Below are 26,720 nucleotides of genomic sequence, written 5' to 3'. Positions count from 1 at the left end.
TTTTGGTCGCCGCCTGATGGCGGTATGTGACCGCTTTCGCCAGACCGGGTGATTTGTCGACTTGCACCAGACGCCCGCATTTCCGAAAATAGGGCATCTTTATGGTGAAGGACACCTCCATGACATCTCCCCTGTTCAAGCTTGGCCTGGCGGCACTCTGTTCCACCCTGCTCGCCAGCTGTGCCCAGTCTCCCACCGGCCGCAGCCAGATGCTGCTGTTCTCGCCCCAGCAGATGAGCAAGCTGGGGGCCGACTCCTTCGAAGAGATGAAGAAGCAGGAGAAGGTGAGCACGGATGCGAAGATGAACGCCTATGTCTCCTGCGTCGCCAAGGCGGTGACCGCCCAGGTGCCGAGCCAGTACGGCATCACCAATTGGGAAGTGGTGGTATTTGACTCCAAGCAGGTCAACGCCTTCGCCCTGCCCGGCGGCAAGATCGGGGTCTACAGCGGCCTGCTCAAGGTGGCCAAGAATCAGGATCAGCTCGCCACCGTCATCGGCCACGAGTTGACCCACGTGCTGGCCCAGCACTCCAACGAGCGGCTCTCCCGCAGCCAGCTGACCGGCCTTGGGCTGGCGGCGGCTGACATCGCCATGGGCAGCAGCGAATACCGCGGCGCCACCATGGCGGCGCTGGGGCTCGGGGTGGAGGTCGGTGTCATGCTGCCTTATGGCCGCGAGCAGGAGAGCGAGGCGGACCGGCTGGGTCTGGATCTGATGGCCCGCGCCGGTTTCAATCCGGCCGAAGCGATTCCGCTGTGGCAGAACATGAGTGCGGCCGCGGGCGGCAATGCACCGCCCCAGCTGCTCTCCACCCACCCCAGCAACGAGAACCGGATCGCCGAGCTGCAGGCCCAGCAGGCTGAAGCCGTGCCGCTCTACGAGCAGGCCCGCGCCTCCGGGCTGGTACCCCAATGCAAGGCATAAGCCTGCGCATGGCGCGGCCCGATGACGCCGCCGCCATGACGGTGATGCAGCGGGCCAGCTGGCTCGCCGCATACGGCGGCGTGCTTGGTGCCGACATGCTGGCCCAGCTGGCGGTGACCGAGCATCTGCAGATCTGGCTGCGCCGACTGGCGGAGACGGGCCCCAGGCCCATGCTGCTGTGCCAGGACGAAGTGGTCATCGGCCTGCTCTACTGGCAGCCGGAGACGACGGGGGAGTACCCCACCGCCTGGATCCGCGCCTTTTACCTGCACCCCGACCACTGGCGTCAGGGCCACGGCAAGCGGCTGTGGCAGGCGGTGGCGATGCAGATGCGGCGCGCCGGCTGTGAAGGCGTTAGATTGTGGCTGCTGGATGGCAACCACATCGGCGAGGGGTTCTACCTGCGCCGCGGCTTCATGTTTGATGGTCAGGAGCGCACCCTAATGAGCCTCGGCCAGCCCTGCCTGCAGCGACAAATGTTTCGTTTGCTTTGATCTCTCTCCCGTTTTTCGCCTCCGGTCACTTTATTTTTTTTGCGAATTAATACAATGTCCCCCTCTGGACAGGCTGAGGTGAGGCGACTCATCGACAAGGGAGTGTGGCATGTATTACGGCTTTGATATTGGTGGCACCAAGATAGCGTTCGCTGTGTATGACGGCGCCTTGAATCTCTGTCACGAGGAGCGCATGAGCACTCCCGGCAATGATTACGAAGGGCTGCAGCAGCTGATCCGCGCGCGGGTCGAACAGGCGGATGCCCGTTTCGGCGCCCGTGGTGCGGTGGGCATCGGCTTTCCCGGCATTCTCAACCGGCACGACCACAGCATAGTGGCGGCCAATCTGCCCTCCATCAATGGCCGCCACCTGGGCGCCGATCTGGCCGAACTGCTGGAGCGCCCGGTCAAGGTGGACAACGATGCCAACTGCTTCCTTTGGTCCGAGGTACATCAGGGGGCGGCGGCGGGGGCCGACAGCGCCCTCGGCGTCACCATCGGCACCGGCATCGGTGGCGCCGTCTATCTGGCGGGTAAACTGATCCAGGGCCGTAACTGGCTGGCGGGAGAGATAGGCCACTACCCGCTGCCTGCTACCATGCTGATGAAGTATCCCGACCTGCCTCGTCCCCGTTGCGGCTGCGGCCGTCTGGTCTGTTTTGAAACCTATGCCTCCGGCACCGGGCTGGAGCGGCTCTACCATCACTTCCACGGTCAGCGTGCCAGCGGCCACCAGATAGTGGGGCGCTTCGAGGCGCACGAACCCCATGCGGTGGCCACGGTCGACTGTTGGCTCGAAATCATGGCTGCCGGGCTTGCCACCGCCATCTCGGTGGTCGACCCCGACGTGGTGGTGCTGGGGGGCGGCCTGAGCGGTCTGCCCGCGCTCTACGAACAGCTGCCGCTGCGCCTGCCAGGCCATCTGCTGCCCGGGGTCGCCCTGCCCGAGATCCGCGAGGCCCGCTTCGGCGGCGCCGGCGGGGTGCGCGGGGCCGCCTTGCTCAATTTATGAGATCAGATCCGGGGTCTGATCTCCCCAATAAAGGAGTCCATCATGACCTCTCTTGAAATCTGTATCGACAATCTGGAATCCCTGTTTACCGCCCAGGAGGCTGGCGCGAATCGCATCGAGCTCTGCTCTGCGCTGGGGCTGGGTGGCCTGACTCCCTCCTATGGCTTCATGCAGCTGGCGGCGCGCCATGCCACCGTTCCCGTCTACGCCATGATCCGGCCCCGGGCCGGCGACTTCTGCTTTGGCAACGGGGAGTTCGAGATGATGCTGCAGGACATCGCGGCGGCCCGTGCCGCCGGCCTGCAAGGGGTGGTGGTCGGTCTGCTGGACGAGCAGGGACGGGTGCCTGCCGCCAAACTCACCCAGCTGGTGGAGGCGGCAGGGCCTCTTGGCGTTACCTTCCACCGCGCCATCGACCTCTCCTCCGACTGGCGCCTCGACTTGGAGACCATAGTCGCCGCTGGCTGCGAGCGCATTCTGAGCTCGGGCCACGCGCCGACCGCGCTGGCCGGGCTCGAGACCCTGCAGGCGATGCAGCAGGCGCTGGCGGGGCGGGCCAGCCTGATGCCAGGGGCCGGGGTCAATGCCGACAACGTGCGCACCATAGTGGAGTTCACCGGGGTGAACGAGGTACACATGTCCGGTATGGGCTGGCGCGGCGGCATGGTGCCCCATGGCGTCAACATGGGCACCTCGGACGATGGCCGGGTCAATATCACCGACGGCGCCAAAGTCGCGGCGGTGCGGGCATTGCTGGACAGAGCCTGATACGGACCGTGCGGCGGCATGGTGTCTCGTCATGGGGCATCAACATGGGCACCTCGGACGATGGCCGGGTCAATATCACCGACGGCGCCAAAGTCGCGGCGGTGCGGGCGTTGCTGGACAGGGCCTGATGCGGGCCGCGCGGCGGCATGGTGCCTCTCTCTGTGACGTCAACATGGGCACCTTGGACGACGGCCTGGTCAATATCACCGACGGCGCCAAGGTGGCGGCGGTGCGGGCGTTGCTGGACAGAGCCTGATGTGACCTGAATGCGAGCAGGGGCGATGGCGCTCTGTTTTCCTCCCTTCTCCCCTTGCGGGAGAAGGGGTGGGGATGAGGGGGCTGATGTGAGGCACCTCCCACCTGGGGGCAAAACCGGGGACGGGTCGGCAGCACCCGGCGCAAAAGTCTGATATTATCCCGTCTCTTTTACCCTCAGGACCCGGAGCAACTTCTCAATGTCCCAATACGACTCTATCGAACAGAAGGCCAGCTATGGCATCGGCCGCAACATGGGTGATCAACTGGCGCAGCAAGCCTTCGCCGGTCTGGATATCCCGGCCCTGCAGCAAGGTCTGGCAGATGCCCTGAATGGTCTGGAGTTCGCGGTCAGCCGTGACGATATCAACGATGCCTTCCAGGTCATCACCGCCCGCATGCAGGAAGAGCAGGAAGCTGTTGCCAAGGCTGCCGCCGCCGAAGGCGAAGCCTTCCTGGCCGACAACGCCAAGCGCGCCGAAGTGAAGACCACCGAGTCCGGTCTGCAGTACGAAGTGCTGGTGGAAGGCAACGGTGCCGTACCGGTAGCCGGTCAGTCCGTCCGTGTGCACTACCACGGTACCTTCACCCACGGTGGCGTGTTCGACAGCTCCGTCGCCCGCGGCCAGCCGGCCGAATTCCCGGTAACTGGCGTGATCGCCGGCTGGGTAGAAGCGCTGCAACTGATGCCGGTTGGCTCCAAGTGGAAGCTCTACATTCCGCAGGATCTGGCCTACGGCGCACGCGGTGCCGGTTCCATCCCGCCGTACTCCGCCCTGGTCTTCGAAGTGGAGCTGCTGGACATCCTGTGATCCGGCTGGCTTGATTGATACAGACGGCGACCCTCGGGTCGCCGTCTGTTTTTTTGCACCGCGCGCGGCGGGGCATGGGCAGCGCCTGCGCTTTTGGATATAGTCATGGCTCCTGCTGGGAGAGCGCCCATGGCTGCCATCATTGAAGTCGTCGATCTCGTCAAGCACTTCCCCGGCGTCAAGGCGGTGGACGGGCTCAGCTTTGCCATTCCCGCCGGCAGCTGTTTCGGCCTGCTTGGCCCGAACGGGGCGGGCAAGACCACCACCATCGAGCTGCTGGAGGGGATCCTCACCCCGGACAGCGGCCAGATCCTGTTCCACGGTGCCCCCCGCGGCCCCGACTACCGCTCCCGCATCGGCATCCAGTTCCAGCACACGGCGCTGCAGGATTTCCTGACGGTGCGCGATACCCTGCGCCTGTTTGCCAGCCTCTACCCGGCCCCCTTGCCCCAGGCCCAGCTCATCGAACTGTGCGCCTTGGGGGAATTTATCGATCGGGACAGCCGCAAGCTCTCCGGCGGTCAGCGGCAACGGCTGCTGCTGGCGCTGGCCCTGCTCGGCGACCCAGAGCTGCTGTTTCTGGACGAGCCCACCACGGGGCTCGATCCCCAGGCTCGCCACCACTTCTGGCAGCGCATCGAGGCGATCAAGGCGCAGGGCAAGACGGTGGTGCTCACCACCCACTACATGGACGAGGCCCAGCAGCTGTGCGATCAGATCGCCATCGTCGATCACGGCCATCTGCTGAGCCTGGATACCCCGGTCGCCCTGCTGGCCCAGCATTTTGACGGCGTGCTGGTGCGCCTTGCGGCTCACCCGGCCCTCGCCAGTCTCGGCTATCCCCTGCGCCCGCTTGGCGAGCAGGTGGAGCTGAGCTGCCCTGACGTGGCGGACTTGCTGCCACGGCTGCTGAGCCTGGGAGTGCCGCTGACCGGCATGCAGGTGCGCTCCCCCAATCTGGAGGATCTCTTCCTGCACCTGACCGGCCACAGCCTGCGGAGCGGTGCATGAACGTGGCCTCGTGGCACACCGCAGCGGCGCCTGTCTGCATGTCGCCCCAGCCTGCCAGCCCAAGGAGTACCAGATGACGGGATCCCTCAAGCGCATCGGGGCGCTCTTCTATGCCCGCAACCTGGAGTTCGTGCGGGATCGGGCGGCGCTTGTCTGGAACCTGGCCTTTCCGCTGCTGCTGGTGCTGGGGTTTACCCTCATCTTCTCCGGCCCGCCCAAGCCGCTGGTGCAGATGGGGGTGGTGGGGGAGCTGCCCGCGGCCTATACCTCGCTGCGCGCCGTGCCGCTGCTCAAGATCATCCCCTATGACGAGGAGGAGAAGGGCCGGCTCAAGGTGCGTCACCATCAGCTGGATCTGCTGCTCTCGCCCGGCACGGGCCGTTACTGGATCAACCCGGACGCCCCCCAGGGAGCCATGGCCGAGTATCTGCTGCGCCAGGCCGTGCCGGCGCAGCTCACGCGAGAGACCCTGAGCGGGCGCGCCATTCGCTACGGTGACTGGCTGCTGCCCGGGGTGATCGGCATGAACCTGATGTTCTCCGGCCTGTTCGGGGTAGGCTTCGTCATCGTCCGCTACCGCAAGAACGGGGTGCTCAAGCGGCTGCGGGCCACCCCGCTCTCGGCCGCCGAGTTTCTCTGCGCCCAGCTGCTGTCGCGCATCCTGATCACCCTGGTGGTGAGCCTGCTGGTGTTTCTGGTGGCCTACGGCCTGCTCGGGGTGCCGCTGCTGGGCTCGGGCTGGCTGCTGCTGTTGATCGCCCTGCTGGGCGGGGCGTCCATGGCGTCCCTCGGCCTGCTGGTGGCGGCCCGCATCCAGAACGAGGAGCTGGCGAGCGGGCTGCTCAACGTCATCAGCATGCCGATGATGTTTCTCTCCGGCGTCTGGTTCTCGCTGGAAGGGGCCCCCGCCTGGCTGCAGCAGCTGGCGGCCTGGCTGCCGCTCAGCCAGATCATCGCGGCGGCCCGTGCCGTCATGCTGGAAGGGGCAGGCTGGGCCGAGGTGGCGGCGCCACTGGGCTGGGTCCTGCTGTTTACGCTCTGCTGCATCACCCTGGGCAGTGCCCTGTTCAAATGGAGTCACCGATGAAGTCACTACCGCTGGTTGGCGGGACCCTGCTGGCCCTGCTGTTGAGTCTGCCGGCCAGTGCCGGCGCCATGCGCTGCAAGAATGCGCTGATCACCGAAGGGGACAGCACCGCCGAGATGCTGCTCAAGTGCGGCGAACCCATGCTGCGCGAGGAGCTGACCCGCAACGAGGAGAATCAGTTCGGCAACCTGATGCAGGTGAAGTATGGGGAGCGCTGGACCTACAACTTCGGCAAGAACGAGTTCATGCGCTTCGTCACCGTGCGCAACGGGGTGATCACCGACATCGAAAACGGCCCGCGCGGCGAGTAGCCGGCGGGCAAAGACGTGCATGGACGCAGACTACAAAACAGAAAGGACTATGGAAGTTACCCCAACAGCAGGGTGGTGTGACGCAGGCCGCGAACCTCCAGATTGATCTGCCGGGCCAGACTCAGGGTCTGCCGGCAGGTCAGGCTCTCCAGATTGATCTCGCCGCCGCTGAACTCGAACCGCCCGTGGGCCTCCACCATGAAGCTGCCGTGATGGAAGCTCTTGATGTAGCGGGCAATCTGGCGGGGAGACAAGTTCTTGAACACCTTCATCACAAAACACCTGTTGCGTGGACAGGGCACACTATGGCGTTGCCAGGTGACACGGATGTGACAGTTTGTGGAGGTTTGTATGAATCCGCTTTGTCTTCTGCCCGCACTGGCCGTTCGTGTGGGGCGGGAGTGAAAAAAGGCTGCCATGGCAAGCCGTTGCCCCGATATACTGCGGGCAGTTTAACGCCATGAACAAGAAGGGTCTGCGTGTGGAATGGGTGGATGTGGTGGATGGAAACAATCGGGTGGTCGGGGTTGCCGAGCGTGCCAAGGTGCGGCGGGAGAACCTCTGCCACCGCGCCAGCTATATCCTGGTGCTCGACGAGGCTGACTGCATCCTGGTGCAGCGCCGCACCCTCAGCAAGGATTTCTGCCCCGGCATGCTGGATGCTTGCGCCGGTGGCGTGGTCACCACGGGCGAGATGATGGAGCCCTCCGCTCGCCGCGAGCTGGCCGAGGAGCTGGGGATCCGCGATGTGCCGCTCGAGGCATTCGGTGACTTCTATGCCGAAGGGGAGGGGTATCGGGTGTGGGGCGGTCTCTTCAGTTGCCGCTATCAGGGGCCGTTGCAACTGCAGGCCGAAGAGGTGAGCGAGGTGTGCTGGATGAGCCAGGCGGAGATCGCCGCGCGGGCCGCCGAATTTACCCCCGACTCCCTGCTCGCCATCGCCACCTGGCAGGCGCGGCGCTGACGCGTAGCCAGCATGCAAAACGGGCAGCCAGTGGCTGCCCGTTTTGTTTCAGGGGGGGGGATGTTAGACCAGCCTGAGTCGGCGGTTGGTGCGCCCGCACGAACTGGCGCCGGCGAGCCAGTGGCCCTGCCACTCGGTGATCAGACGCAGCAGCGGGTATTCCAGATCGAGCCGGGTCACCACCAGCTGACCGACGCCATCGCCGATGACCGGCTCGCCGCTGGCCAGATCGATGATCTCGATGATGTAGTTCTCGTTGACGATGAAGCCTTGGCCGGGCTGGCTCTCATAGGCGATCACCCCCGCATCCTGCAGCAACAGGCAGTTGAGCGCACGGATACCGTGCACCGCCTGCAGCGGCCGGGTATCGGGGTGAGAGGATTCGCACAGCAGGGCGCAACGCAGGCTGTCGCTCGGTACCTCGGCTCGCTCTGCCGCCTCCAGCAGATCCAGCAGCACCGCCAGCGGCCCGACGAACCCGGTCGGCTCATAGCGCTGCAGTGCCTCCAGCTGGCGCCCGGTATCATGGGGGCCGCAGGGCACCACGGGTGCACCCAGCTGGCGGGCGCCGTTGTCGAAGATGAAGGCGGTGGGGCTGATGTGGTAGTCGTGGCCGTTGAGCAATACCTCCCCGGCCTTGAAACCGGCAGCGAACAGGGCGCGTGCCGCCCCCCACCAGTCGGCACCGGCGTACTCGGGAATGGCCAGCTGACCCGGGCAGGCAAAGACCCGCAACGCCTGGCTGGCGGGGCGGCCGGTGAGGCCGGCAAAGGGCGGGTGAGCCTGCTGGGCGGCGAACAGTTCGCTGGCGTTGAGCAGAGGCAGGCTGGTCAGCTCGCCCAGATCCTGCAGGCGGCGCTGGCGGTAGGCACTGGAATAACCGGCGCAATACTGGCCGACATGGGTAAGCAGGTGATTGAGTTGATCCAGTTGTTGCTGCTCTCGCAAGGCGGAGGGGCGAATTTCCAGTCCATCGTAATAGTGCTGCATGAGGCCTCCTTGGTCAGCTGATCCTGCTCAAGGTTAGTCCAAAAGGCGAACGGGATCGGGGTCTGTGTCACATGACGGGAGTGGGGTAGACTGGAGCCCCTGCCATCCAGTTGAGGACGAGAGATCATGATAGCGATTGGCCAAGCCCTGCCTGCGGGCGAATTCACCTTCATCACCGCCGAGGGCAAGCAGCAGCGGGATAGTCAAAGCCTGTTTGGTGGCAAGCGGGTGGTTCTGTTTGCGGTGCCCGGCGCCTTTACCCCCACCTGTTCCAACGCCCACCTGCCGGGTTATGTGGTGTTGGCGGACGAGTTCAAGGCCAAGGGCGTCGATGCCATCTGCTGTCTGTCGGTCAACGACGCCTTCGTGATGAAGGCGTGGCAGGATGCCCAGAACGCCGAGGCCATCACCATGCTGGCCGACGGCGACGGCAGCTGGACCCGGGCACTGGGTCTGGCCAAGGAGACCGGGGCCTTTGGTGGCGTGCGCGCCCAGCGCTTTGCCCTCATCGCCAACGATGGCGTGGTCGAGCAGCTGTTCGTGGAGGCGCCCGGCAAGTTCGAGGTGTCGGATGCCCAGAGCCTGCTGGCGGCGCTGTAAAATATCAATCGTCGTTTGATTTCTTCTTGAAATGGAAAGTCGGCCCGCTACACTGGGCCCACTTCTGCAAAGAGCCGGGCCATCGCCTGGCTCTTGCGTTTGCTGGCGATGGAATGGAGATGTTATGACCCTGGCTTTTGTTGCCCTGATTGCCGGACTGGCGCTGCTGGTCTGGAGTGCGGACAAGTTTGTCGATGGTGCCGCCGCCACCGCCCGTTACGCCGGCATGCCACCGCTGCTGATCGGCATGGTGATCATCGGCTTTGGCACCTCGGCCCCCGAGATGGTGGTCTCGGCGCTGGCGGCCTCCCAGGGCAACCCTGGCCTCGCGCTCGGCAACGCCTATGGCTCCAACATCACCAATATCGCCCTGATCCTGGGGCTGACCGCCCTGATCAGCCCCATCGCGGTGGCCTCCCAGGTGGTGCGCAAGGAGATCCCCATCCTGCTCGGCATCACCCTGCTCTCCGGCGCCCTGCTGCTGGACGGTCATCTGGACCGCACGGACGCCGTCATCCTCGGCGTGGTGTTCGTCGGCCTGATGGGCTGGTCGATCCGGGCCGGCATGCGCGGCATGGGGGATGCGCTGGATGCGGAAACCGAGGAGAGCATCGACAGCGAGGGGATGTCTCTCAAGGCGGCCATCGGCTGGCTCATCGTCGGGCTGGTGCTGCTGATTGCGGCCTCCCGCCTGCTGGTGTGGGGGGCGGTGACCATCGCCCAGGCGCTCGGCATCAGCGATCTGGTGATTGGCCTCACCATCGTCGCCGTCGGCACCTCGCTGCCGGAGCTCGCCTCTTCGCTTATCGCCATTCGCAAGAACGAGCACGATCTGGCCCTTGGCAACGTGCTCGGCTCCAACCTGTTCAACACCCTGGCGGTGGTGGGGATCGCGGCGGGGATCCATCCGCTCGACGTAGCACCGGAAGTGCTCTCCCGCGACTGGAGCGTGATGATGGGGCTGACCCTGTTGCTGCTGTTGATGTGCCTGGGCCGCAAGGGCCAGGGGCGGATCAACCGGCTGGAGGGGGGACTGCTGCTCGCCTGCTTCGTCGGCTACACCGGCTGGTTGCTGGCCAGCCAGTTCATCTAGCTGTTTGGGCTGGATGAAACGAAAGAGGGGAAGCCGCGGCTTCCCCTCTTTGCATCCTGTCGATGGCGCTTAAGCGACCGCCACCAGTTTCTGTCCCTTCTGGCTGCTGTCCAGAATGAGGATGCTCGCCTTGGGGAAGAAGTTGAAGGTGGAGGCCGAGGCCCAGGTGTAGGCTCCCATCACCCGGCCTACCACCAGCTCGCCGATGGCCAGATCCGGCAGCATGATGCCGTCACGGATCACGTCCACGCTGTCGCAGGTGGGGCCGGAGAGCACCGAGTTGTGCAGCTCGCCGCGAGCCAGCGGGGTGCTCACCGGGTAGGTGACGTGATCGTAGAGCTGGCCGTTGTAGCTGCCGTAGAGGCCGTCATCCAGGTAGTACCAGATCTTGTCGCCGCGATGGGCCTTGCCCATCACGCTGGAGACCGAGGTCATGGCCGGCGCGCTGATGAAGCGGCCCGGCTCGGCAATCTTCTGCACCGTGGCCGGCAGCTTGGCCAGCGCCTCGCGGATCGGCGCGCAGAAGCCGTCGATGTCGAACTCGCCGCCCTCATAATCCACCGGGAAGCCACCGCCGATATCCAGTACCCAGGGCTTGAGACCAAGCTCCCAGGCCTGCTCCATGATCTCGCGGCAGGCGTCGATGGCTTGCACGTGGCGACGGGCATGGGGCACTTGCGAGCCGACGTGGAATGACAGCCCCATCACCTTGATCCCCTTGGCGTGGGCCAGCTGCAGCAGCGGCAGCGCCTGTTCCGGAGTGCAGCCGAACTTCTTGGAAAGATCGACCTTGGTCTCGGGGTTGGGGAAGCTGACTCGCAGCAGCAGTTTCACTTCGTCCTTGTAGGGAATGAACTTCTCCAGCTCCAGCGGGTTGTCGTAGACAAACACGGTGCAGCCGTACTCCAGCGCATAGCGGATGTCGCTGTCGCGCTTGATGGGATGGGTATGAATGCAGCGTCCCGGGCGGACCCCCTGACTGCGCACCAGATCCACTTCGCCATTGGTGGCCAGGTCGAAACAGGCCCCCTCTTCCTTCAAGACAGAGACCACTGCCTCGTGGGGCAGGGGTTTGAGTGCATAGTGCAATCGTACATCGGGCAGGGCGGCCGCCAGGGCCCGATACTGTTTGCGGACGGCTGCCTTGTCGAGCAGCAGCAGGGGGGAGCCGAACTGTTCAACCAGCTGACGGTAATCTTGTGCTACCAGGGTCTCGTTCATTCTCTTTTGGTCATCCTTAGGGGGCGTGATATGCCCAAGCCATATGGGGTTGAACCGGCGACGGCCGGCTCAGGCGAGCGGTCCGGAGGGACCAACCAGGCACATTGCATAACTCCATTGCAAAGTGCTTAGTTATGCGCGGGATTATCGGCTTATTGCGTTTGTGTGCAACCCTTTTGATTGGATATATCGGCAAGTTTTTCTGGTCGAGACGAAATATCATCTTGATATGGCAGCCGTATCGGTTAGTGAAGCTGGGCCATCTGCGGTAAGTGGGAATAACTTATTGATAGTTAACGAACAAATAACAGATGGTTCGGTGCGAAAAAAAACGGCGGCCGGGGTGGCCGAGTGGGAGACAGCTCACATTTTTTGGATTACCATGCCCGCTTCCTAATCCAAACTAGTTCGGATGAAGGTAGCAGGAGAGCGATGGGCAACCATCCACCGAAGAAGTGAATCTTTCAGGTACTGGGCAACCGGTGTGGACTGCTACTGGACGATACTCTGGAGAGACCCGTTGAATCGGGCGCCGAAGGAGCAAGGCACCGTGATTGCATCGCAATCTGGCGCCGGAAACTCTCAGGCAAAAGGACAGAGGGGATGGGATGGTTGTACCTGGGCTTGGCCCGCATCCGATCGCCTCTGGCCGATCGCGACACCTATGGGAAGATCATCCTTCTCCTCCTTAATTTTTGTTTCTTAAGGAGGATGCATGTCATCAGTTCAATCGGCGTTAACCGCCATCGATAGCTTTATCTGGGGGCCACCCCTGCTGATCCTGCTGGTCGGGACCGGTATCTACCTCACTCTGCGTCTGGGTCTGCTTCAGGTGGTGCGCTTGCCGCTCGCCCTGCGGCTGGTCTTTGGCCGCGATCAGGGTCAGGGCAAGCAGGGGGATGTCTCCAGCTTCGGCGCGCTCTGCACCGCCCTCTCCGCCACCATCGGCACTGGCAATATCGTCGGGGTGGCCACCGCCATCAAGCTCGGCGGCCCGGGTGCCCTGTTCTGGATGTGGATGGCCGCCCTGTTCGGTATGGCCACCAAGTACGCCGAGTGCCTGCTGGCGGTGAAATATCGCCAGCAGGATGCCAACGGCCAGATGGCCGGCGGCCCCATGTACTATCTGGAGAAGGGGCTCGGCTCCAGGCCGCTGGCGAAGCTGTTCGCCCTGTTCGGCATCGGCGTCGCCTTCTTCGGCATCGGCACCTTCCCGCAGGTCAACGCCATCAGTGACGCCATGAGCCTCTCCTTCTCGGTACCCCGTGAAGTGACCGCCGTGGTGCTGACCCTGATCGTGGCGCTGGTGACCCTGGGGGGCATCCAGTCCATCTCCAGCGTGTCGAGCAAGGTGGTGCCCTTCATGGCCATCTTCTACATCGTCGCCTGTCTCGGCGTGCTGGTGAACAATGCCGCTGCCCTGCCGGAGGCGATCGCCCTGGTGATCGGGAGTGCCTTCACCGGCCATGCGGCCACCGGCGGCTTCGTCGGTGCCGGCATCATGCTGGCGATCCAGTCCGGGGTGGCGCGCGGGGTCTTCTCCAACGAGTCGGGACTGGGTTCTGCCCCCATTGCGGCAGCGGCAGCCAAGACAGATTCGTGCGTGGAGCAGGGACTGGTCTCCATGACCGGTACCTTCATCGACACCATCATCATCTGCACCATGACCGGCCTGACTCTGGTGGTGACCGGGGTGTGGAGCGGCGATGTGAGCGGCGCGGCCATGACCAGTCTGGCCTTTGCCCAGGGGCTCGATGCCCATGTCGGCCAGTATCTGGTGAGCATCGGCCTGTTGTTCTTCGCCTTTACCACCATCCTTGGCTGGAACTACTACGGCGAGCGCTGCACCGAGTACCTGTTCGGGGTGAAGGCTATCAAGCCCTACCGCCTCATCTATCTGGTGCTGGTGGCGAGCGGTGCCTTCCTGCATCTGGACCTGATCTGGCTGCTGGCCGACATCGTCAACGGCCTGATGGCGGTGCCCAACCTCATCGGTCTCATCGGCCTGCGCCACGTGGTGATCGCCGAGACCCGCGCCTACTTCAGCCGGGACCGGGATACGGAGTCCGAGCCCGAGCCGCAGACGGCCTGACGCTGCGATCATCCATTCCAACGAAAAGCCACGACCCGGGTCGTGGCTTTTTTTGTTGGCGTTTTTGATGAGGGGCAGGTTGTGGTGCCCGGCAGCAGGGCGCTGGGCTCACTCCTGGGTCAGCAGCGCTGTGAGCCGGGTTCGCACCCTCTCCACCAGTTCGTCCTCGCTCCCTTGCCAGTTTATGGCTTGCGCCAGGGTGGTGGAGGTACCCGGGAGAAAGCGCAGCTCGCCGCCCGCCAGCTCGTAGAAGCGACTCGCCATCCGGGTGCCTTGGTCCACATTGCCGGCCACCAGCAGCATGGCCTGGGCCAGCACGGCACCACCGTGATCCTGACCCGGCGCCAGCCAGCGCTGGGCGGTGCCGGTCACCTTGCGACCCCCGATCACCAGATTGTACTGACCATCGCAAAAGGATCCGGGCACGAAGTCATAGCTTCCCTCAAGGCCGTACTCCGCCAACAGGGTCAGCAGCGGCGCCCCCAGCAGCCGGTAGTAGTGAGCCAGATCCGTGGTGGTGCGGGGCAGCAGCAGGGATAGGTTGAGGATCCCCGCCCCGTGGGGCACGGCGGTACCGCCGCTGTCGCGCACATGCACCGGCCAGCCTTCGTCTGCCAGCTGTTTGCAGGCGGCTTCGTAATGGGGGAGGCGGGTATCTTTGCGAGTGACAATCAGGCATTGGGGCGCCTGCCACAGGTGAGCTCGGGGCTGGCGGTCATGGGCACACTCTCGCAGCCAGCGCTGCTCCTCGGCCAGGACCTGATCCGGGGTATGGCTGCTGGGCAGGGAGGGAAGCAGGGTATAAGGCATGAAAGGCATCCTTTGGCAGAGGCTGCCAAGCACAGTACGCGCGGGGGCAAACAAGGTAAAGCCCCGCATGGCGGGGCTTTGGTACAAGGATGGCGGAGTGTCAGGCCTGTGCAGCGGCGCGTTTGGGCAGCAGCAGGTTCATGATGATGGCGGTGAGGCCGCCGGTGGCGACGCCGTAGGAGAGCACGCTCTTGGCCAGATCCGGCAGGTGCTGCAGCACTTCCGGCACCTGTGCCACCCCGAGGCCCATGGCCAGCGATACCGCCAGGATCATCAGGGCGCGGCGGTCGAGCTCCTCACGGGAGATGATGCGCACGCCAGCGGCGGCGATGGTGCCGAACATGACGATGGTGGCGCCCCCCAGCACGGGCTCGGGGATCTGCTGCACCAGGCTCGCCACCGCCGGGAACAGGCCGAGCAGCGCGAGCATGGCGGCGATGAACAGGCCGACGTGACGGCTGGCCACCCCGGTCAGCTGGATGACGCCGTTGTTCTGGGCGAAGGTGGACATGGGGAAGGTGGAGAACACCGCCGCCAGCATGGAGTTGGCACCATCGGCCAGCACGCCACCCTTGATCCGCTCCATGTAGACAGGCCCTTCCAGCGGCTCGCCAGAGATGTCGGAGGTGGCGGTCATGTCGCCGATGGCCTCGAGCGCCGTCACCACGAAGATGATGGCGAGCGGCACGAACAGCTGCCAGTCAAAGCCGAGCCCGTAGTGGAGCGGGATCGGCACCATCAGCAGCGGGCCGTCGAAGGTGGGGACGTTGACCTTGCCCAGCAGCAGCGCCACCGCATAGCCCACCAGCATGGCGATCATGATGGCGGAGAGGCGCAGCCAGGGGTTGCGGCTGCGCTGCAGCAGCACGATGAGACCGAGCACCAGCAGGGAGAGGAAGAGGTTGGTGTGGCTGGCGAAGCTGCCATCCGACAGGGCGCCGTAGCCGCCCCCCATGCTGATGAGGCCCACCTTGATGAGGGTCAGGCCGATCAGCAACACCACTATGCCGGTGACCAGCGGGGTGATGATCCGTTTGACCAGGTGCAGGAAGCGGCTCATCACCACGATGGTCAGGGCTGCTGCCAGCATGGTGCCGAACAGGGTGCCCAGCAGATCCTCGGTGGGCATGGCCGCCTGCTTGAGGGCGAGGCCGGAGGCGATGATGGGGCCGAGGAAGTTGAAGCTGGTGCCCTGTACCGAGAGCAGGCCGGAACCGAGGGGGCCGAAGCGGCGGGTCTGGATGAAGGAGGCAATGCCGGACATGACCAGCGACATGGAGACGATATAGCGGGTGTCGGCGGCAGGGAGGCCGAGGGCGTTGGCAATGATGAGAGGGGGAGTGATGATGGCGACAAACATGGCAAGCATATGCTGCAGGGCGGCGAACAGGGTCTGGGGCAGGGGCGGGACATCCTCTATGCCGTAGACCAGTTCGCTGTGGGCTCGCCTGGGTGGATGGGCCTCTCGGGTTGCGCGTACGGCGGCAGCCTGTTCCATAAATACCTCGAATGTGTGGGGGAGGGGGCAGAAAATTGGGCGCTATTTTAGTGATTGAGAACGGGCTGACCAGCGCTAATTCGGGTTGCAACGGGTTTATTTTTTGATGGGTTGAAACGTTTGCGCGTGGCGATTATGATCCGCCGGTTTGTGTGACGACGCTCGCCCGGAAATGGGACCGGTTGCATAGGATTTTGCCGCCGCACGGCGTAGAATGAGCCCTCTGTTGCGATTTGGAGGCTCTGGATGCTGAAGCTGTCGGAGTTCTGGAGTGCCCGTGCCCACTCCGAAGATTTTACCCTGACCCGCATGGGCTTTATGACGGTGCGTCTTCGGCTGCTCACCTGTCTGTTGATGGTGGGCCTGCCCGCCTGGGCGGTGGTGGACTGGCTGACCTTGCCCTCCGCCCAGTTCGATGAACTGTTTCAGGCCCGGATCTTCTGCCTGCTCGCCCTCTCCCCGCTCATCCCCTTCTCCTACCTCATCCACTTCAGACGCGAACGCATGAAGCTGGCGCTCGGCTACCTGATGGCGGTGATGATGTTCTTCTCCCTCATCTGCCTGCACAGCTTCGGCGCGGATCAGGAACTGCAGGCGGGCTACATGGCCTTCCCTTACCTGCTCATCAGCCTGTTCGCCATCTTCCCCATCCCGCTCTCCCTCGGCCTGCAGCTGGCAGGGGGCATTCTGGTCACCATGCTGGCCGGCAACTGGCTGCTGGTGGGGCAGCCGCTCTGGAGCGTGCAGACCCTCAACCAGATCTGGCTGCTGGGGCTGTTTGCCCTGGCCAGCAGCTGGGTGCAGTGTGGCCAGCTCAACATGCTGCTGCAACTCTACCGGGAGTCCACCACCGACGAGCTGACCGGCATGATGAACCGCCGCCTGCTGATGAAACAGCTGGAGAAGGCGCGGATGAGCATGATCCGCAAGCAGACGCCGTTCGCGGTGCTGTTGCTGGATCTGGACCGCTTCAAGCGCATCAACGACACCTTCGGCCATCTGGCGGGGGATGCGGTGCTCAAGGAGGTGGCGGCGACCCTGGCTGAGCAGCTGGAGCCCGGCATGGTGCTGGGCCGCTACGGCGGTGAGGAGTTTGCCATCCTGCTGCCCAACTGCGCCGAGCTGGCCCAGGCCAAGCGGGTGGCCGAACGGCTGCGGGTGGCGGTGGAAGCGCGGCTGGTGAAAAGCCCTACCTCCGACGAACTGCTGGAGGTGACGGTGAGTATCGGCCTGACTCTGGCCCTGCGCGGCGAGGGGGTGGAGGATCTGCTCAACCGGGCTGACGAGTGCCTCTACATGGCCAAGATGGCCGGGCGCAACTGCGTGGTGGGGGAGCTAGGTGGCAAGCAGGCTCTGCCTGCCGTCCTACAGACAGATGCCGCCTGAGGGCGGCATCTTGCTTGAGCGGGGTTGAGCGGGCTCAGCCCAGCTGGTACTTGCCGGAGAGCTGCTGGGCCAGCAGCTTGAACATGTTGAACACCGCCATGGTCTTGCCGGTCGGGGTGCCATCTTCGGCCAGGAAGAACTCCCCCTTGAACACCAGGATCTCCCCCTTCTGCTCCACCGAATCGGCACGCATGCCGTGGATGAAGTCTTCGTGTTCCTTGATGATCTTGTTGGCCATCTCCAGCAGGGCAGTCTCGGTGATCAGCTCTTTTTGTGGTTGCATGCTCGTCTCCTTAAACGACTACTGGGCAGGGGCATAATGTCGCTGCACGCGGTGCGCCCTGCCTCTGATTGAAGAGGGGGCCAGCATACTGCAAACGGGGATTTTCTGTCATTGATATGACCCCGCATTTTCCCGCTTTGCTCTCTTCCCTTATCCCAGCACCAGATTTCTGAGCCAGCGGCGCTGGCGAATGCGGCGCTGCACCAGCAACACCTTGCTGAGCTCCTCCAGCAGCACCACCGCCACCACCCAGGAGAGGGGCCAGCCGAGCAGGTTGACTGCGCCCCAGGCGAGCGGCAGGCCGATGCACCACATGCCGACGATGTCGATGAAGATGCTGTAGTTCACATCCCCGCCCGAGCGCAGCACCCCTATGATGCCCACCATGTTGAACACCTTGAGCAGCATGCCCAGACACATGATGGCGAGCACCTGGCCGGCTTCCGTCATCAGCTCGCCCGGCAGGTTGCCGACCCACTGCAGCAGGTGGGTCTGCAGCAGCCAGACCGCGATCCCCACCAGCAGGGCACCGATGGGGGCGAGCAGCAGGAACAGCTGAGAGTGTTGCCAGGCAATCTCGTACTCTTCCGCCCCGAGCCGGTGGCCGAGCAGGGTGGAGCAGGCCACCGCCAGCCCGAAGAAGAGGGAGATGAGGATGCTCTCCAGCGTGCCGAGGGTGGTCATGATGGCCAGCGAGTCGGTGCCAAGGTGCGCGTAAAGAAAGCCGTAGAGCAGCATGCCGAAGGCCCAGAGCCCGTCGTGGAACAAGAGCGGCAGGGCGATCAGGGTGAAGCGCACCACCTCCTTACGCTTGAAGGCGGCCAGCCAGTCATCTTTTTGCGGGATCAGGCGCGCCTCGTAGCGTCTCACGTAGAGCAGCAGCAGGGTCGTTTGCAGCAGCCGGGAAAGGGTGGTGCCCCAGGCCGAGCCGGCCACCCCCATCGCCTCGAAGCCGAAATGGCCGAAGATGAGGGCGTAGTTGAGGATGACGTTGGCGATGATGGCGATGATGCCGATGCGGGTGGGGGCGGCGGCATTGCCGACCGAGCGCAGCGCCGACTCCAGCGGCACCACCACGGCGGTGCAGAGGATGGTGGCGCCGGTGATCATCAGAAACTGATCGGCCAGCTCGCGCAGCGCGGGCTCTTGGCTGGCAAAGCCGAGCACGCAGCCCGGTGAGAGCACGTAGACGAGGGCAAACGGCAGGCTCACCAGCAGGGCCCCCACCAGCGCCAGCGCCAGCGAGCGGCGCACCCCGGCCATCTCGCCACGACCGTAATACTGTGCCGCCAACACCGAGACCCCGCCCGAGAGTCCCGCTATCACCAGCAGATTGAAGAAGAAGACCCGGTTACCCAAGCCGACCGCCGCCACAGCCGTGGTGCCAAGCTGGCTCACCATCATGATGTCGATGAGGCCAAGCAGGGAGAACATCATGGACTGCAGCGAGACCGGCAGGGCCAGCCGCCACAATCGGGTCATGAACTCACGATCGGTGGTTTGTTTTAAAATCGCTTGCCAATAATTCATTTATGTTAACCGGGTAGATAAAAAGCAAGGTTTGTCATGGGTATGATAGGGGGAGTGGCGGGCGGCTTCACTGTGAGCCTCTCTCGGCTTTCTTGTGTCAAACTATCCTGTTGAGGTGTTATGCCGTTTGTCAGCGAGTGTCTGGAAATCGCCCCTGCCTGCGAGGAGCGTATGCTGGGGCGCGAAGGGCTGCCGCTGCTGGGCGAGGCGGGTATCTTCCTGACCGGGCTCTCGAGCATCCGCGACCACTACCTGATCCGTCGCAATCGACCGGAGTTTCACATCCTGATGGTGAGCCACGACGAGGGGGGCGCCCTGCTCACCGATGGTGGCGAGCAGCCCATTCCGGCCGGTTCGCTCATCTTCTTGCCGGCGGCTGTGCCCGGTGGTCTCAAGCTGGTGGGGGCACAGTGGCGCACCAGCTGGATCCTGCTGGATGACGTGCCGCGCTGGCAGCACCTGCACCGGCTCGGCCACCGCATCTGGCAAGGGGAGGAAGGGGAGCAGCTCTACCACCTGCTCAGCCTGATGCAGGGGGAGGGCACTCGTTCCCCGCTGCAGCCCCAGTTGCTGAGCCTGCTGCTGGCGCTCTTGGAGCGCACCCTGCAGGGGGAGGTGCGCGGCACCCCGGAGCTCAGGTTGCAGGCGCTGTTTCGCCGGGTGGAGGCGCGCCTCGACGAGCCATGGAGCGTGGCTCTGCTCGCCGACCAGATGGCCTGCTCGGTGCCCCATCTGCATCGGCTCTGCCAGCAGGCGTTCGGCATGGGGCCCATGGCGAAGGTGACTGAGCTTAGAATGAACAAGGCGCGCCAGCTGCTGCTCTACACCAACTGGCCGCTTAGTGAGCTGGCCGGCCGGGTCGGTTACAGCGATGGGGCCAACTTTGCCAACCGCTTTCGCCGGCTCACTGGTCTGACCCCCGGCGCCTTTCGTCGCCTGGGTCGCAAACCTTTTGCAACGGATGTGCAAACTCTTTGAAATTAATGGCGCAAGCCCATAGGATCGGCGGACTCCTTCGTCCAGGTCATCGTTTAGGTACCCGATCCATGTTTGAAGATAATAACCAGAAACGTCCCCTCTACATCCCCTATGCCGGTCCGGCCCTGCTGGAGACCCCGCTGCTCAACAAGGGCAGCGCCTTCACCAGCGAAGAGCGCAGCAACTTCAACCTCGAAGGCCTGCTGCCCCAGAATATCGAGACCATTGAAGAGCAGGCCGAGCGGGCCTACCGTCAGTTCATGGCGTTTGGCAACGACATGGACAAGCACATCTACCTGCGCAACATCCAGGACACCAACGAGACGCTGTTCTACCGGCTGCTGACCAACCACCTGACCGAGATGCTGCCGGTCATCTACACCCCGACCGTCGGCAAGGCGTGCGAGGAGTTCTCCAACATCTATCGTCGCGCCCGTGGCCTCTTCATCTCCTATCCGGACAAGGACAGGATCGATGACATGCTGCAAAACGCCACCAAGCAGAACGTCAAGGTGATCGTGGTCACCGACGGTGAGCGGATCCTGGGCCTCGGCGATCAGGGCATCGGCGGCATGGGCATTCCCATCGGCAAACTGTCGCTCTACACCGCCTGTGGTGGCATCTCGCCGGCCTACTGCCTGCCGGTGGTGCTGGACGTGGGCACCAACAACCAGCAGCTGCTGAATGACCCCTTCTACATGGGTTGGCGCAATCCGCGCATCTCGGGTGAAGAGTATGCCGAGTTCGTCGACGCCTTCATTCAGGCGGTCAAGCGCCGCTGGCCCGACATCCTGCTGCAGTTCGAGGACTTCGCCCAGAACAACGCCATGCCGCTGCTCAATCGTTACAAGAACGAGCTCTGCTGCTTCAACGATGACATTCAGGGCACCGCCGCCGTGACGCTCGGCAGCCTCATCGCCGCCTGCAAGGCCTCCGGCGCCAAGCTCTCCGAGAAGCGGGTCGCCTTCCTCGGCGCCGGCAGCGCCGGTTGCGGCATCGCCGAGCAGATCGTGGCGCAGATGAAAGCCGAGGGGCTGACCGATGCCCAGGCTCGCAGCCGGGTCTTCATGGTGGACCGCTTCGGCCTCATCACCGACAAGATCCCCAACCAGCTCGACTTCCAGCGCCGCCTCTCCCAGCCGGTGGAGCGCATCGCCGATTGGCCGGTGGGGGACAACATCTCCCTGCTGGAGGTGATGGAGCACGGTCGCCCGGACATCCTGATCGGGGTCTCCGGGCAGCCGGGGCTGTTCACCGAAGAGGTGGTCAAGACCATGCACAAGCACTGTGCCCGTCCCATCATCTTCCCGCTCTCCAACCCCACCTCCCGGGTCGAGGCGACACCGGCAGATCTCATCCGCTGGACCGACGGTCAGGCGCTGGTGGCCACCGGCAGCCCGTTTGCACCGGTGGAGTACAAGGGCAAGCGCTACGTCATTGCCCAGTGCAACAACTCCTTCATCTTCCCGGGGATCGGCCTTGGCGTCATCGCCGCCGGCGCCACCCGGGTGACCGATGCCATGCTGATGTCGGCCAGCCGCGCGCTGGCGGAGTGCTCGCCGCTGGTGAAGGGGGAGGAGGGCTCCTTGCTGCCGGATCTGGCGGACATTCACCAGGTTTCCCGCTATATCGCCAAGATGGTGGCCAAGACCGCCATGCTGCAGGGCAAGGCGGTACAGACTCCTGACGAGGTGATCGATCAATCCATCGAGGCCAATTTCTGGCGCCCCGAGTATCGTCGTTATCGCCGCACCTCCTTCTGATTTCTGCGGGAAGACGCAAAGCAAAAGGGATGCCTCGGCATCCCTTTTTTGTGCATCGCGTTGTGGGTGGGCTTGCTCACCACCTGTTGTTATCTGCACCTCTTCACACGTCTGGCACTGTGCTCTCTTCGTGGCTGGAATTACTGCTCGGCCGGGGCGGCGGCTGCCTCGGGGGCACCCTGAGTGCCGGTGACCCTGATTTCTACTCGGCGATCCGGTGCCAGGCAGTCTATGAGGGCGGCCCTGGCCTTGATGGCATCACACTGGCTGCCGGTGACCGGGTTGCTCTCGCCATTGCCCTGGATGCTCACCTTGTCGGCGGGCAGCCCCTTGCCGATCAGGAAGTTGGCGACCGTGCTGGCGCGGGCCTCCGACAGCGCCTGGTTGTTGGCATCCGACCCGATACGGTCGGTGTAGCCCATCACCACGGCACTGCCATCCTTGGGCTTGACGTCGGCTATCTGCTGATAGAGCGACTCCAACGCCTGCATCCCCTCCGGTTTCAGCTCCGCCTTGCCAAACGCAAACAGCACGTCCGAACTCAGGTTGAAGGTCTGATCCACCGGCTCGGGAGCGGGCGGTGGCGGGGGAACGACCATGGGCGCGGGGGCCGGCTCAACCGGTTTGCTGCGGTTGGGATGGATCACCAGCTCCAGGGTGGCGGTGCTGATGTCACTGACCCAGCGTTGGGTACCGCTGCCTACCTTGTCATTGTCGGGATCGTCGCCGACCCGGACCATGTAGCGGTAGCGGGCCTGGATATCGACCCAGTCGTGCAGCTTGGCGGTGAGGCCGAGGCCGGCCAGCGGAGTCAGGTTGTTGTCGCCGCCGTTGATGGACTTGACGTGGTAGACATAACCGCCGCCCTCGGCGAACACCGAGAAGATATCCCCCAGCGGCAGTCGACCAATCACCGACAGGGTGGCGCCCTGGCTGCTGAAGTCGTTGCCCTGCACGTCCCAGTCACCAGTCGACAGGTAGCCGAGCTCGGCCCCCAGATTTTCGGTGAAGTTGTAGCCGCCGAACAGAGAGAGCGCGGTGGCGTCCTTGCTCGCATCCTTGCCAAAGTCACCCAGATCGTGAGCGATGGCCCAGCCACCCCCCACCCCGGCGTACCAGTCGTTGTCCGGCGCCGCCTGTGCGCCCGTGGCTGCCAGTGCCAGTGCAATCCAAACAGGTTTTACTCTTATGTTCATCGCGTATCCTCGTCGATGTCTGGTGTAGTAGGGCGCAAGCCCTGTTGTGTACAACCACCACTATTTATAGGCGATGCAGGTTTTTTAACCACTTAGGTGGTATCGAGGATGGCAATGAGCGGGATCTGCTGGTCAGCCGAGGTGTTCAGGGTGAGCGCCAGGCAATAAAAAAGGAGGCCAGATGGCCTCCTTTTCGGTCACCAAGGTGACTTACTGGGTGACTTGCTGTACGCCGGTGACGCGTACTTCTACGCGGCGATCCGGGGCCAGGCAGGCGATCAGCTGGGCCTTGGCCTTGATGCCGTTGCACTGGGTGCCAGTGACCGGGTTGGCTTCGCCACGACCTTCGATGGCTACCTTGCCGGCAGGCAGACCCTTGCCGACCAGGAAGTCGGCCACGGTACGGGCGCGGGCTTCAGACAGCTTCAGGTTGTAGGCATCGGAGCCGATGCGGTCGGTGTAACCGACGACCACGGCGCTGCCATCTTTCGGCTGTACGTCGACGATCTGCTGATACAGGGTGTTCAGGGCGGCCACGCCTTCCGGTTTCAGAGTGGATTTGCCGAAGGCAAACAGCACGTCTGAACTCAGGGCGAAGTTTTTGTCGACCACGACCGGCTCAGGAACCGGCTCGGGAGCCGGGGCTGCTACCGGTGCCACGTAAGTGGAGCGGTTCGGGTGCATCACCAGTTCCAGGGTGGCCACGCTCATGTTGGTTTCCCAGGTCTTCTGCTCGTCACCCAGGTTCCACATGTAGCGGTAACGGGCCTGCAGATCGATCAGATCAGAGAGCTTGGCGGTCACGCCCAGACCGGCCAGCGGCGCGGTACCGTTGTCGCTGCTGCCGTTGCCGTTGACGTGGTTGAAGTAGGCGCCGCCTTCTGCAAACACGGAGAAGATGTCGCCGAGCGGCAGACGAGCCAGACCGGACAGGGTTGCGCCCTGGGTCTTGAAGTCAACGCCATCGACGCCACCCTTGCCGGCGTAGAGATAACCCAGCTCGGCGCCGAAGTTATCGTTGAAGTTGTAGCCGCCAAACAGGGAGAGCGCGGTGGCATCCTTGTCGGCATCTTTGCCAAAGTCGTTCAGGTCGTGGCCATAAGCCCAACCAGCACCGATACCTGTATACCAGTCGTTGGCAGCCTGAGCGGTGGAAGTCCCCATGGCCGCGATGGCCAGAGCAATCAGGGCGGGTGCCATTTTCATTTTCATCGTTTTATCCTCGTTGAGTTTGCCGTGCTAGGGCGTACTGCGCACTCTTCAGTTATACCGGTCACAAGTGACAATTCAGCTGTGACCTCCATGGTGAACCACGGTTGGCCTGAATGAAAAAAGAGATGGTTCCTGGATACTCACGAAGCCTTGGCTCCATGGACAACTAACCGGGCCGGAAGCACTTTTAATAGTTCATCCAATGCCTTACAAGCGGAGTTACTGTATTCTTTTGACTCGTGTTGATCAAGTTTCTGTACAGATATCCAGCGCTGGCGCGGCTCTGCACGAAGTAGCAGAAAGCCGGAAGAGGGAAATGATTTGACAGAAAGTGACGCGCCTTGCTGTGTTTTTGGTCAGTTGGTGGCGGGGAGACAAACAAAAGGGGATGCCGTGGCATCCCCTTTTCGCATCATCTGAACGGAGTCAGATTACTTCTGAACTTCTTGTACGCCGGATACGCGAACTTCAACGCGACGGTCCGGAGCCAGGCAGGAGATCAGCTGAGCTTTGGCTTTCACGCCGTTGCACTTGGTGCCGGTAACCGGGTTGGCTTCACCACGACCTTCAACAGCAACTTTGCTGGCGGCCATGCCTTTGCTGACCAGGAAGTTGGCAACAGTGCGAGCGCGGGCTTCGGACAGCTTCTGGTTGTAAGCGTCGGAACCGATGCGGTCGGTGTAACCAACGACAACAGCGTTGCCATCTTTCGGCTGGAATTCAACGATTTGCTGGTACAGACCGTTCAGGGCAGCAACGCCTTCCGGCTTCAGGCTGTCTTTGCCAAAGGCAAACAGCACGTCGGAGTTCAGGGCGAAGTTCTTCTCGACAACTTGCGGAGCCGGAGCCGGCGCTTCTTCAACAACCGGGGCCGGAGCCGGGGCTACGTAGGAAGTGCGGAACGGGTGGTAAACGGCTTCCAGGGTCGCAACGCTCTGGTTGGACTTGTAGCGTACGTCGTCCGGGGCATCGCCTGCGTGCAGGTCAGCCACGTCCCACATGTAGCGGTAACGAGCTTGCAGATCCAGCGCGTCGTTAACCTTGTAGGTCACGCCCAGGCCGGCCAGCGGGGATACTTTGGTGTCGCTGGTGCCCAGACCATCGGTGTGAGCCCAGTAGGCGCCGCCTTCAGCGAAGGCAGAGAAGTCGCCGCCCAGCGGCAGACGAGCGATACCGGACAGGGTGGCACCCTGGTTCTCGTAACGCAGACCATCGGTGTTGCCGCGGCCAGCGTACTGGTAGCCGAACTCGGTACCGAAGTTTTCGGTGAAGTTGTAACCGACGAAGGCGTTGGCAGCAGCAGCGTCTTCAGTACCAGCGTAACCGCCACCACCGATCTTGTTCAGACCGTTGAAGTGGGCAGCACCGGCACCGGCACCGAAGTAGATGTCGTCAGCGGCGTGAGCTGCAGTTGCACCCATGGCAGCCATGGCGATGGCGATCAGGGAAGGAGCCATTTTCATCATAAAAAAATCCTCGTTGAGATGGCACGTTGTTCACGTGCTTCGCACTTTTTAATTTATGTAAGCTGCAGGCTCTGCCGAACAACAGCGTTGAGTCTGGCAGGGATCCCGGATCCATCCGGGAGGCACACATTCCTGGTGCACAAGCGAGCGGGTGGCAGCGTAAGCAATGCCTTCAACCCTTCACGAACAGCCGATGTCATTCCGATGACGTGGCGCACTCTATGCCGATTTCAAAACATGATCAAGCTCACACATAATCCATATGGCAAATTGTGTCGTGTGGATAACTGGCTGTTTATCCAAATTAATTAGTGATCCAAATAGGCTCGGTGCAGTCTCTTCTCGAGTTTCATATAGGCCTGAACCCAGTCAGATTGCGCCATGGCGGGAAATTCCCTCGCCTGGAACACGGCCAGGTAATCGGCCTCGGTTGCTTCGCACAGTAAGGGTGTAAAACTGCACAAAAAATGACGGGCCAGGTAGGGATCGAGCGGCCAGATGTTGAGGATGGCCCGCGCCACAGGCTGCACCGCAGCTGAACAGCAGAAATGCAGGTGGCCTGCTTCGAGCCAGTCGGCCATCTCGGCCAGCCCGTTGACGGGGACCAGGCCGCCATCGCCCGGCTCTTTGGCCAGCGCCAGATGCTGGCCATTGCCAAGCAGCAGGGTTCCATCTTCCTGCATGACGCCGTCGTGACTGCGCAATGGCAGCCCGGTTGCGGGCTGCTCAAGAAACAGGCTGCTCTTGTCATCGAGCGCAGCCAAAACTGCTGTCGCCTGATCGTGCAGCGCTGCGGGCAACCAGAAGGCTTCGGCACGAGTCTGCTGGCCTTGCTGCAGTTGGCGAGCGAGTTCTGCGGGGGAGGTGACTGGGTGTAAACAGGAGATTATGCCGGGAAGCGCCATGAGTTCTTACTCTTAAGGGATAGCCGGCGAATTATACGAGTTATTCCTGTGGCAACA

At 63.2% G+C, this 26,720-nt stretch carries 27 protein-coding genes, 1 pseudogene and 1 riboswitch; of the genes and pseudogenes, 17 read left to right on the top strand and 11 right to left on the bottom strand.

Going from position 1 to position 26,720, the window contains the following annotated elements; translation table 11 throughout:
• Positions 1-119: 119 nt before the first annotated feature.
• The 10 genes and pseudogenes from AACQ43_RS04165 to AACQ43_RS04120 all read left to right on the top strand — a co-directional run bounded on the left by AACQ43_RS04165 (position 120) and on the right by AACQ43_RS04120 (position 6,676).
• A complete protein-coding gene (locus tag AACQ43_RS04165; RefSeq protein WP_045528460.1) occupies positions 120-926 on the top strand; it encodes a M48 family metallopeptidase in 807 nt (268 codons plus the stop codon).
• A complete protein-coding gene (locus tag AACQ43_RS04160; protein ID WP_045528462.1) occupies positions 914-1,420 on the top strand; it encodes a GNAT family N-acetyltransferase in 507 nt (168 codons plus the stop codon). The genes AACQ43_RS04165 and AACQ43_RS04160 overlap by 13 nt, the downstream gene beginning before the upstream one ends.
• A 109-nt stretch (positions 1,421-1,529) precedes the next feature.
• Positions 1,530-2,432 carry an ROK family protein gene (locus AACQ43_RS04155; protein ID WP_017408554.1) on the top strand — a complete coding sequence of 301 codons (903 nt, stop codon included), beginning with the start codon at positions 1,530-1,532 and terminating at the stop codon, positions 2,430-2,432.
• A 42-nt stretch (positions 2,433-2,474) separates the two neighbouring features.
• Positions 2,475-3,200 carry a copper homeostasis protein CutC gene (locus tag AACQ43_RS04150; protein WP_168966096.1) on the top strand — a complete coding sequence of 242 codons (726 nt, stop codon included), beginning with the start codon at positions 2,475-2,477 and terminating at the stop codon, positions 3,198-3,200.
• A gap of 35 nt (positions 3,201-3,235) precedes the next feature.
• Positions 3,236-3,328, top strand: a pseudogene (locus AACQ43_RS04145) (copper homeostasis protein CutC); the annotation flags it as partial.
• On the top strand, positions 3,328-3,456 hold the full coding sequence (locus AACQ43_RS04140) for a hypothetical protein (protein ID WP_411583582.1): 129 nt from the start codon (positions 3,328-3,330) through the stop codon (positions 3,454-3,456). The pseudogene AACQ43_RS04145 and the gene AACQ43_RS04140, both read left to right, overlap by 1 nt.
• Before the next feature lie 199 nt (positions 3,457-3,655).
• Entirely contained in the window at positions 3,656-4,267 is a 612-nt protein-coding gene (locus tag AACQ43_RS04135) for an FKBP-type peptidyl-prolyl cis-trans isomerase (protein WP_005298548.1), read from the top strand.
• Positions 4,268-4,396: 129 nt separating this feature from the next.
• Positions 4,397-5,278 (top strand): ABC transporter ATP-binding protein, encoded by an 882-nt coding sequence (locus tag AACQ43_RS04130; RefSeq protein ID WP_039216056.1) that lies wholly within the window; start codon positions 4,397-4,399, stop codon positions 5,276-5,278.
• A gap of 73 nt (positions 5,279-5,351) precedes the next feature.
• Complete coding sequence (locus tag AACQ43_RS04125; RefSeq protein WP_168966094.1) at positions 5,352-6,365, top strand: ABC transporter permease; 1,014 nt, start codon at positions 5,352-5,354, stop codon at positions 6,363-6,365.
• Positions 6,350-6,676, top strand: coding sequence for a DUF2845 domain-containing protein (locus tag AACQ43_RS04120; RefSeq protein ID WP_168966092.1), 327 nt, complete (start codon positions 6,350-6,352; stop codon positions 6,674-6,676). The genes AACQ43_RS04125 and AACQ43_RS04120 overlap by 16 nt, the downstream gene beginning before the upstream one ends.
• A gap of 56 nt (positions 6,677-6,732) precedes the next feature.
• On the opposite strand, the gene AACQ43_RS04115 is transcribed toward AACQ43_RS04120, so the two are convergent.
• Complete coding sequence (locus tag AACQ43_RS04115; RefSeq protein ID WP_016349931.1) at positions 6,733-6,948, bottom strand: DUF1107 domain-containing protein; 216 nt, start codon at positions 6,946-6,948, stop codon at positions 6,733-6,735.
• A 188-nt stretch (positions 6,949-7,136) separates the two neighbouring features.
• Here AACQ43_RS04115 and yfcD point away from each other — a divergent pair, with 188 nt between their 5' ends.
• A complete protein-coding gene (gene yfcD / locus AACQ43_RS04110; RefSeq protein ID WP_168966090.1) occupies positions 7,137-7,640 on the top strand; it encodes an NUDIX hydrolase YfcD in 504 nt (167 codons plus the stop codon).
• A 63-nt stretch (positions 7,641-7,703) separates the two neighbouring features.
• Here yfcD and AACQ43_RS04105 read toward each other — a convergent pair whose 3' ends face one another.
• Entirely contained in the window at positions 7,704-8,630 is a 927-nt protein-coding gene (locus AACQ43_RS04105) for a phenylacetate--CoA ligase family protein (RefSeq protein WP_168966088.1), read from the bottom strand.
• 126 nt (positions 8,631-8,756) lie between these two features.
• Between AACQ43_RS04105 and AACQ43_RS04100 the strand changes: the two genes are divergently transcribed.
• Together AACQ43_RS04100 and AACQ43_RS04095 are read left to right on the top strand one after the other, a co-directional pair.
• Positions 8,757-9,230, top strand: coding sequence for a peroxiredoxin (locus AACQ43_RS04100; protein ID WP_158197772.1), 474 nt, complete (start codon positions 8,757-8,759; stop codon positions 9,228-9,230).
• 124 nt (positions 9,231-9,354) lie between these two features.
• Entirely contained in the window at positions 9,355-10,323 is a 969-nt protein-coding gene (locus tag AACQ43_RS04095; RefSeq protein ID WP_168966086.1) for a calcium/sodium antiporter, read from the top strand.
• A 69-nt stretch (positions 10,324-10,392) separates the two neighbouring features.
• Here the strand turns inward: AACQ43_RS04095 and AACQ43_RS04090 are convergent, their stop codons facing one another.
• Positions 10,393-11,544 (bottom strand): type III PLP-dependent enzyme, encoded by a 1,152-nt coding sequence (locus AACQ43_RS04090; RefSeq protein ID WP_011705184.1) that lies wholly within the window; start codon positions 11,542-11,544, stop codon positions 10,393-10,395.
• Positions 11,545-12,041: 497 nt separating this feature from the next.
• Positions 12,042-12,152, top strand: a riboswitch (glycine riboswitch).
• A 107-nt stretch (positions 12,153-12,259) separates the two neighbouring features.
• On the opposite strand from AACQ43_RS04090, the gene AACQ43_RS04085 reads away from it, so the two are divergent.
• Complete coding sequence (locus AACQ43_RS04085) at positions 12,260-13,636, top strand: alanine/glycine:cation symporter family protein (protein WP_016349936.1); 1,377 nt, start codon at positions 12,260-12,262, stop codon at positions 13,634-13,636.
• A 108-nt stretch (positions 13,637-13,744) separates the two neighbouring features.
• Here AACQ43_RS04085 and AACQ43_RS04080 read toward each other — a convergent pair whose 3' ends face one another.
• Together AACQ43_RS04080 and AACQ43_RS04075 are read right to left on the bottom strand one after the other, a co-directional pair.
• On the bottom strand, positions 13,745-14,446 hold the full coding sequence (locus AACQ43_RS04080) for a lipoyl protein ligase domain-containing protein (protein ID WP_168966083.1): 702 nt from the start codon (positions 14,444-14,446) through the stop codon (positions 13,745-13,747).
• A 100-nt stretch (positions 14,447-14,546) separates the two neighbouring features.
• The gene (locus tag AACQ43_RS04075; RefSeq protein ID WP_029301526.1) at positions 14,547-15,944 is read right to left on the bottom strand and encodes a nucleobase:cation symporter-2 family protein; all 1,398 of its coding nucleotides are present in this window, start codon (positions 15,942-15,944) and stop codon (positions 14,547-14,549) included.
• Between the two features lie 246 nt (positions 15,945-16,190).
• Here AACQ43_RS04075 and AACQ43_RS04070 point away from each other — a divergent pair, with 246 nt between their 5' ends.
• Positions 16,191-17,330, top strand: coding sequence for a GGDEF domain-containing protein (locus AACQ43_RS04070; protein WP_168966081.1), 1,140 nt, complete (start codon positions 16,191-16,193; stop codon positions 17,328-17,330).
• Positions 17,331-17,364: 34 nt separating this feature from the next.
• Here AACQ43_RS04070 and AACQ43_RS04065 read toward each other — a convergent pair whose 3' ends face one another.
• Positions 17,365-17,613 (bottom strand): YciN family protein, encoded by a 249-nt coding sequence (locus AACQ43_RS04065; RefSeq protein WP_005298586.1) that lies wholly within the window; start codon positions 17,611-17,613, stop codon positions 17,365-17,367.
• A gap of 150 nt (positions 17,614-17,763) precedes the next feature.
• Positions 17,764-19,143 carry an MATE family efflux transporter gene (locus AACQ43_RS04060; protein ID WP_168966079.1) on the bottom strand — a complete coding sequence of 460 codons (1,380 nt, stop codon included), beginning with the start codon at positions 19,141-19,143 and terminating at the stop codon, positions 17,764-17,766.
• Positions 19,144-19,263: 120 nt separating this feature from the next.
• Between AACQ43_RS04060 and AACQ43_RS04055 the strand changes: the two genes are divergently transcribed.
• Both AACQ43_RS04055 and AACQ43_RS04050 read left to right on the top strand, forming a co-directional pair.
• Positions 19,264-20,121 carry a helix-turn-helix transcriptional regulator gene (locus AACQ43_RS04055; RefSeq protein ID WP_168966077.1) on the top strand — a complete coding sequence of 286 codons (858 nt, stop codon included), beginning with the start codon at positions 19,264-19,266 and terminating at the stop codon, positions 20,119-20,121.
• A 68-nt stretch (positions 20,122-20,189) separates the two neighbouring features.
• Complete coding sequence (locus AACQ43_RS04050; RefSeq protein WP_011705191.1) at positions 20,190-21,884, top strand: NAD-dependent malic enzyme; 1,695 nt, start codon at positions 20,190-20,192, stop codon at positions 21,882-21,884.
• A 140-nt stretch (positions 21,885-22,024) separates the two neighbouring features.
• Here AACQ43_RS04050 and AACQ43_RS04045 read toward each other — a convergent pair whose 3' ends face one another.
• The 4 genes from AACQ43_RS04045 to AACQ43_RS04030 form a co-directional block, all read right to left on the bottom strand.
• The gene (locus AACQ43_RS04045) at positions 22,025-23,080 is read right to left on the bottom strand and encodes an OmpA family protein (RefSeq protein ID WP_168966075.1); all 1,056 of its coding nucleotides are present in this window, start codon (positions 23,078-23,080) and stop codon (positions 22,025-22,027) included.
• A 210-nt stretch (positions 23,081-23,290) separates the two neighbouring features.
• Complete coding sequence (ompA, locus tag AACQ43_RS04040; RefSeq protein ID WP_016349943.1) at positions 23,291-24,292, bottom strand: porin OmpA; 1,002 nt, start codon at positions 24,290-24,292, stop codon at positions 23,291-23,293.
• A 431-nt stretch (positions 24,293-24,723) separates the two neighbouring features.
• On the bottom strand, positions 24,724-25,758 hold the full coding sequence (locus tag AACQ43_RS04035) for an OmpA family protein (protein ID WP_011705194.1): 1,035 nt from the start codon (positions 25,756-25,758) through the stop codon (positions 24,724-24,726).
• Between the two features lie 308 nt (positions 25,759-26,066).
• On the bottom strand, positions 26,067-26,663 hold the full coding sequence (locus AACQ43_RS04030) for a hypothetical protein (protein WP_168966073.1): 597 nt from the start codon (positions 26,661-26,663) through the stop codon (positions 26,067-26,069).
• Positions 26,664-26,720 lie beyond the last annotated feature (57 nt).

It is taken from the genome of Aeromonas sp. DNRA1, assembly GCF_963888745.1.
GTDB classification, from domain to species: Bacteria; Pseudomonadota; Gammaproteobacteria; order Enterobacterales; family Aeromonadaceae; genus Aeromonas; species Aeromonas hydrophila.
Note: the sequence above shows the minus strand (reverse complement) of the source record. Positions and strands in the feature narration are given on the sequence as shown.

Bases quoted from the DNA above. Each gene is read 5' to 3' on its own strand.
- AACQ43_RS04165 (WP_045528460.1), top strand. From the start codon at position 120: ATGACATCTCCCCTGTTCAAGCTTGGCCTGGCGGCACTCTGTTCCACC.
- AACQ43_RS04160 (WP_045528462.1), top strand. From the start codon at position 914: ATGCAAGGCATAAGCCTGCGCATGGCGCGGCCCGATGACGCCGCCGCC.
- AACQ43_RS04155 (WP_017408554.1), top strand. From the start codon at position 1,530: ATGTATTACGGCTTTGATATTGGTGGCACCAAGATAGCGTTCGCTGTG.
- AACQ43_RS04150 (WP_168966096.1), top strand. From the start codon at position 2,475: ATGACCTCTCTTGAAATCTGTATCGACAATCTGGAATCCCTGTTTACC.
- AACQ43_RS04140 (WP_411583582.1), top strand. From the start codon at position 3,328: ATGCGGGCCGCGCGGCGGCATGGTGCCTCTCTCTGTGACGTCAACATG.
- AACQ43_RS04135 (WP_005298548.1), top strand. From the start codon at position 3,656: ATGTCCCAATACGACTCTATCGAACAGAAGGCCAGCTATGGCATCGGC.
- AACQ43_RS04130 (WP_039216056.1), top strand. From the start codon at position 4,397: ATGGCTGCCATCATTGAAGTCGTCGATCTCGTCAAGCACTTCCCCGGC.
- AACQ43_RS04125 (WP_168966094.1), top strand. From the start codon at position 5,352: ATGACGGGATCCCTCAAGCGCATCGGGGCGCTCTTCTATGCCCGCAAC.
- AACQ43_RS04120 (WP_168966092.1), top strand. From the start codon at position 6,350: ATGGAGTCACCGATGAAGTCACTACCGCTGGTTGGCGGGACCCTGCTG.
- AACQ43_RS04115 (WP_016349931.1), bottom strand. From the start codon at position 6,948: ATGAAGGTGTTCAAGAACTTGTCTCCCCGCCAGATTGCCCGCTACATC.
- yfcD (WP_168966090.1), top strand. From the start codon at position 7,137: ATGAACAAGAAGGGTCTGCGTGTGGAATGGGTGGATGTGGTGGATGGA.
- AACQ43_RS04105 (WP_168966088.1), bottom strand. From the start codon at position 8,630: ATGCAGCACTATTACGATGGACTGGAAATTCGCCCCTCCGCCTTGCGA.
- AACQ43_RS04100 (WP_158197772.1), top strand. From the start codon at position 8,757: ATGATAGCGATTGGCCAAGCCCTGCCTGCGGGCGAATTCACCTTCATC.
- AACQ43_RS04095 (WP_168966086.1), top strand. From the start codon at position 9,355: ATGACCCTGGCTTTTGTTGCCCTGATTGCCGGACTGGCGCTGCTGGTC.
- AACQ43_RS04090 (WP_011705184.1), bottom strand. From the start codon at position 11,544: ATGAACGAGACCCTGGTAGCACAAGATTACCGTCAGCTGGTTGAACAG.
- AACQ43_RS04085 (WP_016349936.1), top strand. From the start codon at position 12,260: ATGTCATCAGTTCAATCGGCGTTAACCGCCATCGATAGCTTTATCTGG.
- AACQ43_RS04080 (WP_168966083.1), bottom strand. From the start codon at position 14,446: ATGCCTTATACCCTGCTTCCCTCCCTGCCCAGCAGCCATACCCCGGAT.
- AACQ43_RS04075 (WP_029301526.1), bottom strand. From the start codon at position 15,944: ATGGAACAGGCTGCCGCCGTACGCGCAACCCGAGAGGCCCATCCACCC.
- AACQ43_RS04070 (WP_168966081.1), top strand. From the start codon at position 16,191: ATGCTGAAGCTGTCGGAGTTCTGGAGTGCCCGTGCCCACTCCGAAGAT.
- AACQ43_RS04065 (WP_005298586.1), bottom strand. From the start codon at position 17,613: ATGCAACCACAAAAAGAGCTGATCACCGAGACTGCCCTGCTGGAGATG.
- AACQ43_RS04060 (WP_168966079.1), bottom strand. From the start codon at position 19,143: ATGAATTATTGGCAAGCGATTTTAAAACAAACCACCGATCGTGAGTTC.
- AACQ43_RS04055 (WP_168966077.1), top strand. From the start codon at position 19,264: ATGCCGTTTGTCAGCGAGTGTCTGGAAATCGCCCCTGCCTGCGAGGAG.
- AACQ43_RS04050 (WP_011705191.1), top strand. From the start codon at position 20,190: ATGTTTGAAGATAATAACCAGAAACGTCCCCTCTACATCCCCTATGCC.
- AACQ43_RS04045 (WP_168966075.1), bottom strand. From the start codon at position 23,080: ATGAACATAAGAGTAAAACCTGTTTGGATTGCACTGGCACTGGCAGCC.
- ompA (WP_016349943.1), bottom strand. From the start codon at position 24,292: ATGAAAATGAAAATGGCACCCGCCCTGATTGCTCTGGCCATCGCGGCC.
- AACQ43_RS04035 (WP_011705194.1), bottom strand. From the start codon at position 25,758: ATGATGAAAATGGCTCCTTCCCTGATCGCCATCGCCATGGCTGCCATG.
- AACQ43_RS04030 (WP_168966073.1), bottom strand. From the start codon at position 26,663: ATGGCGCTTCCCGGCATAATCTCCTGTTTACACCCAGTCACCTCCCCC.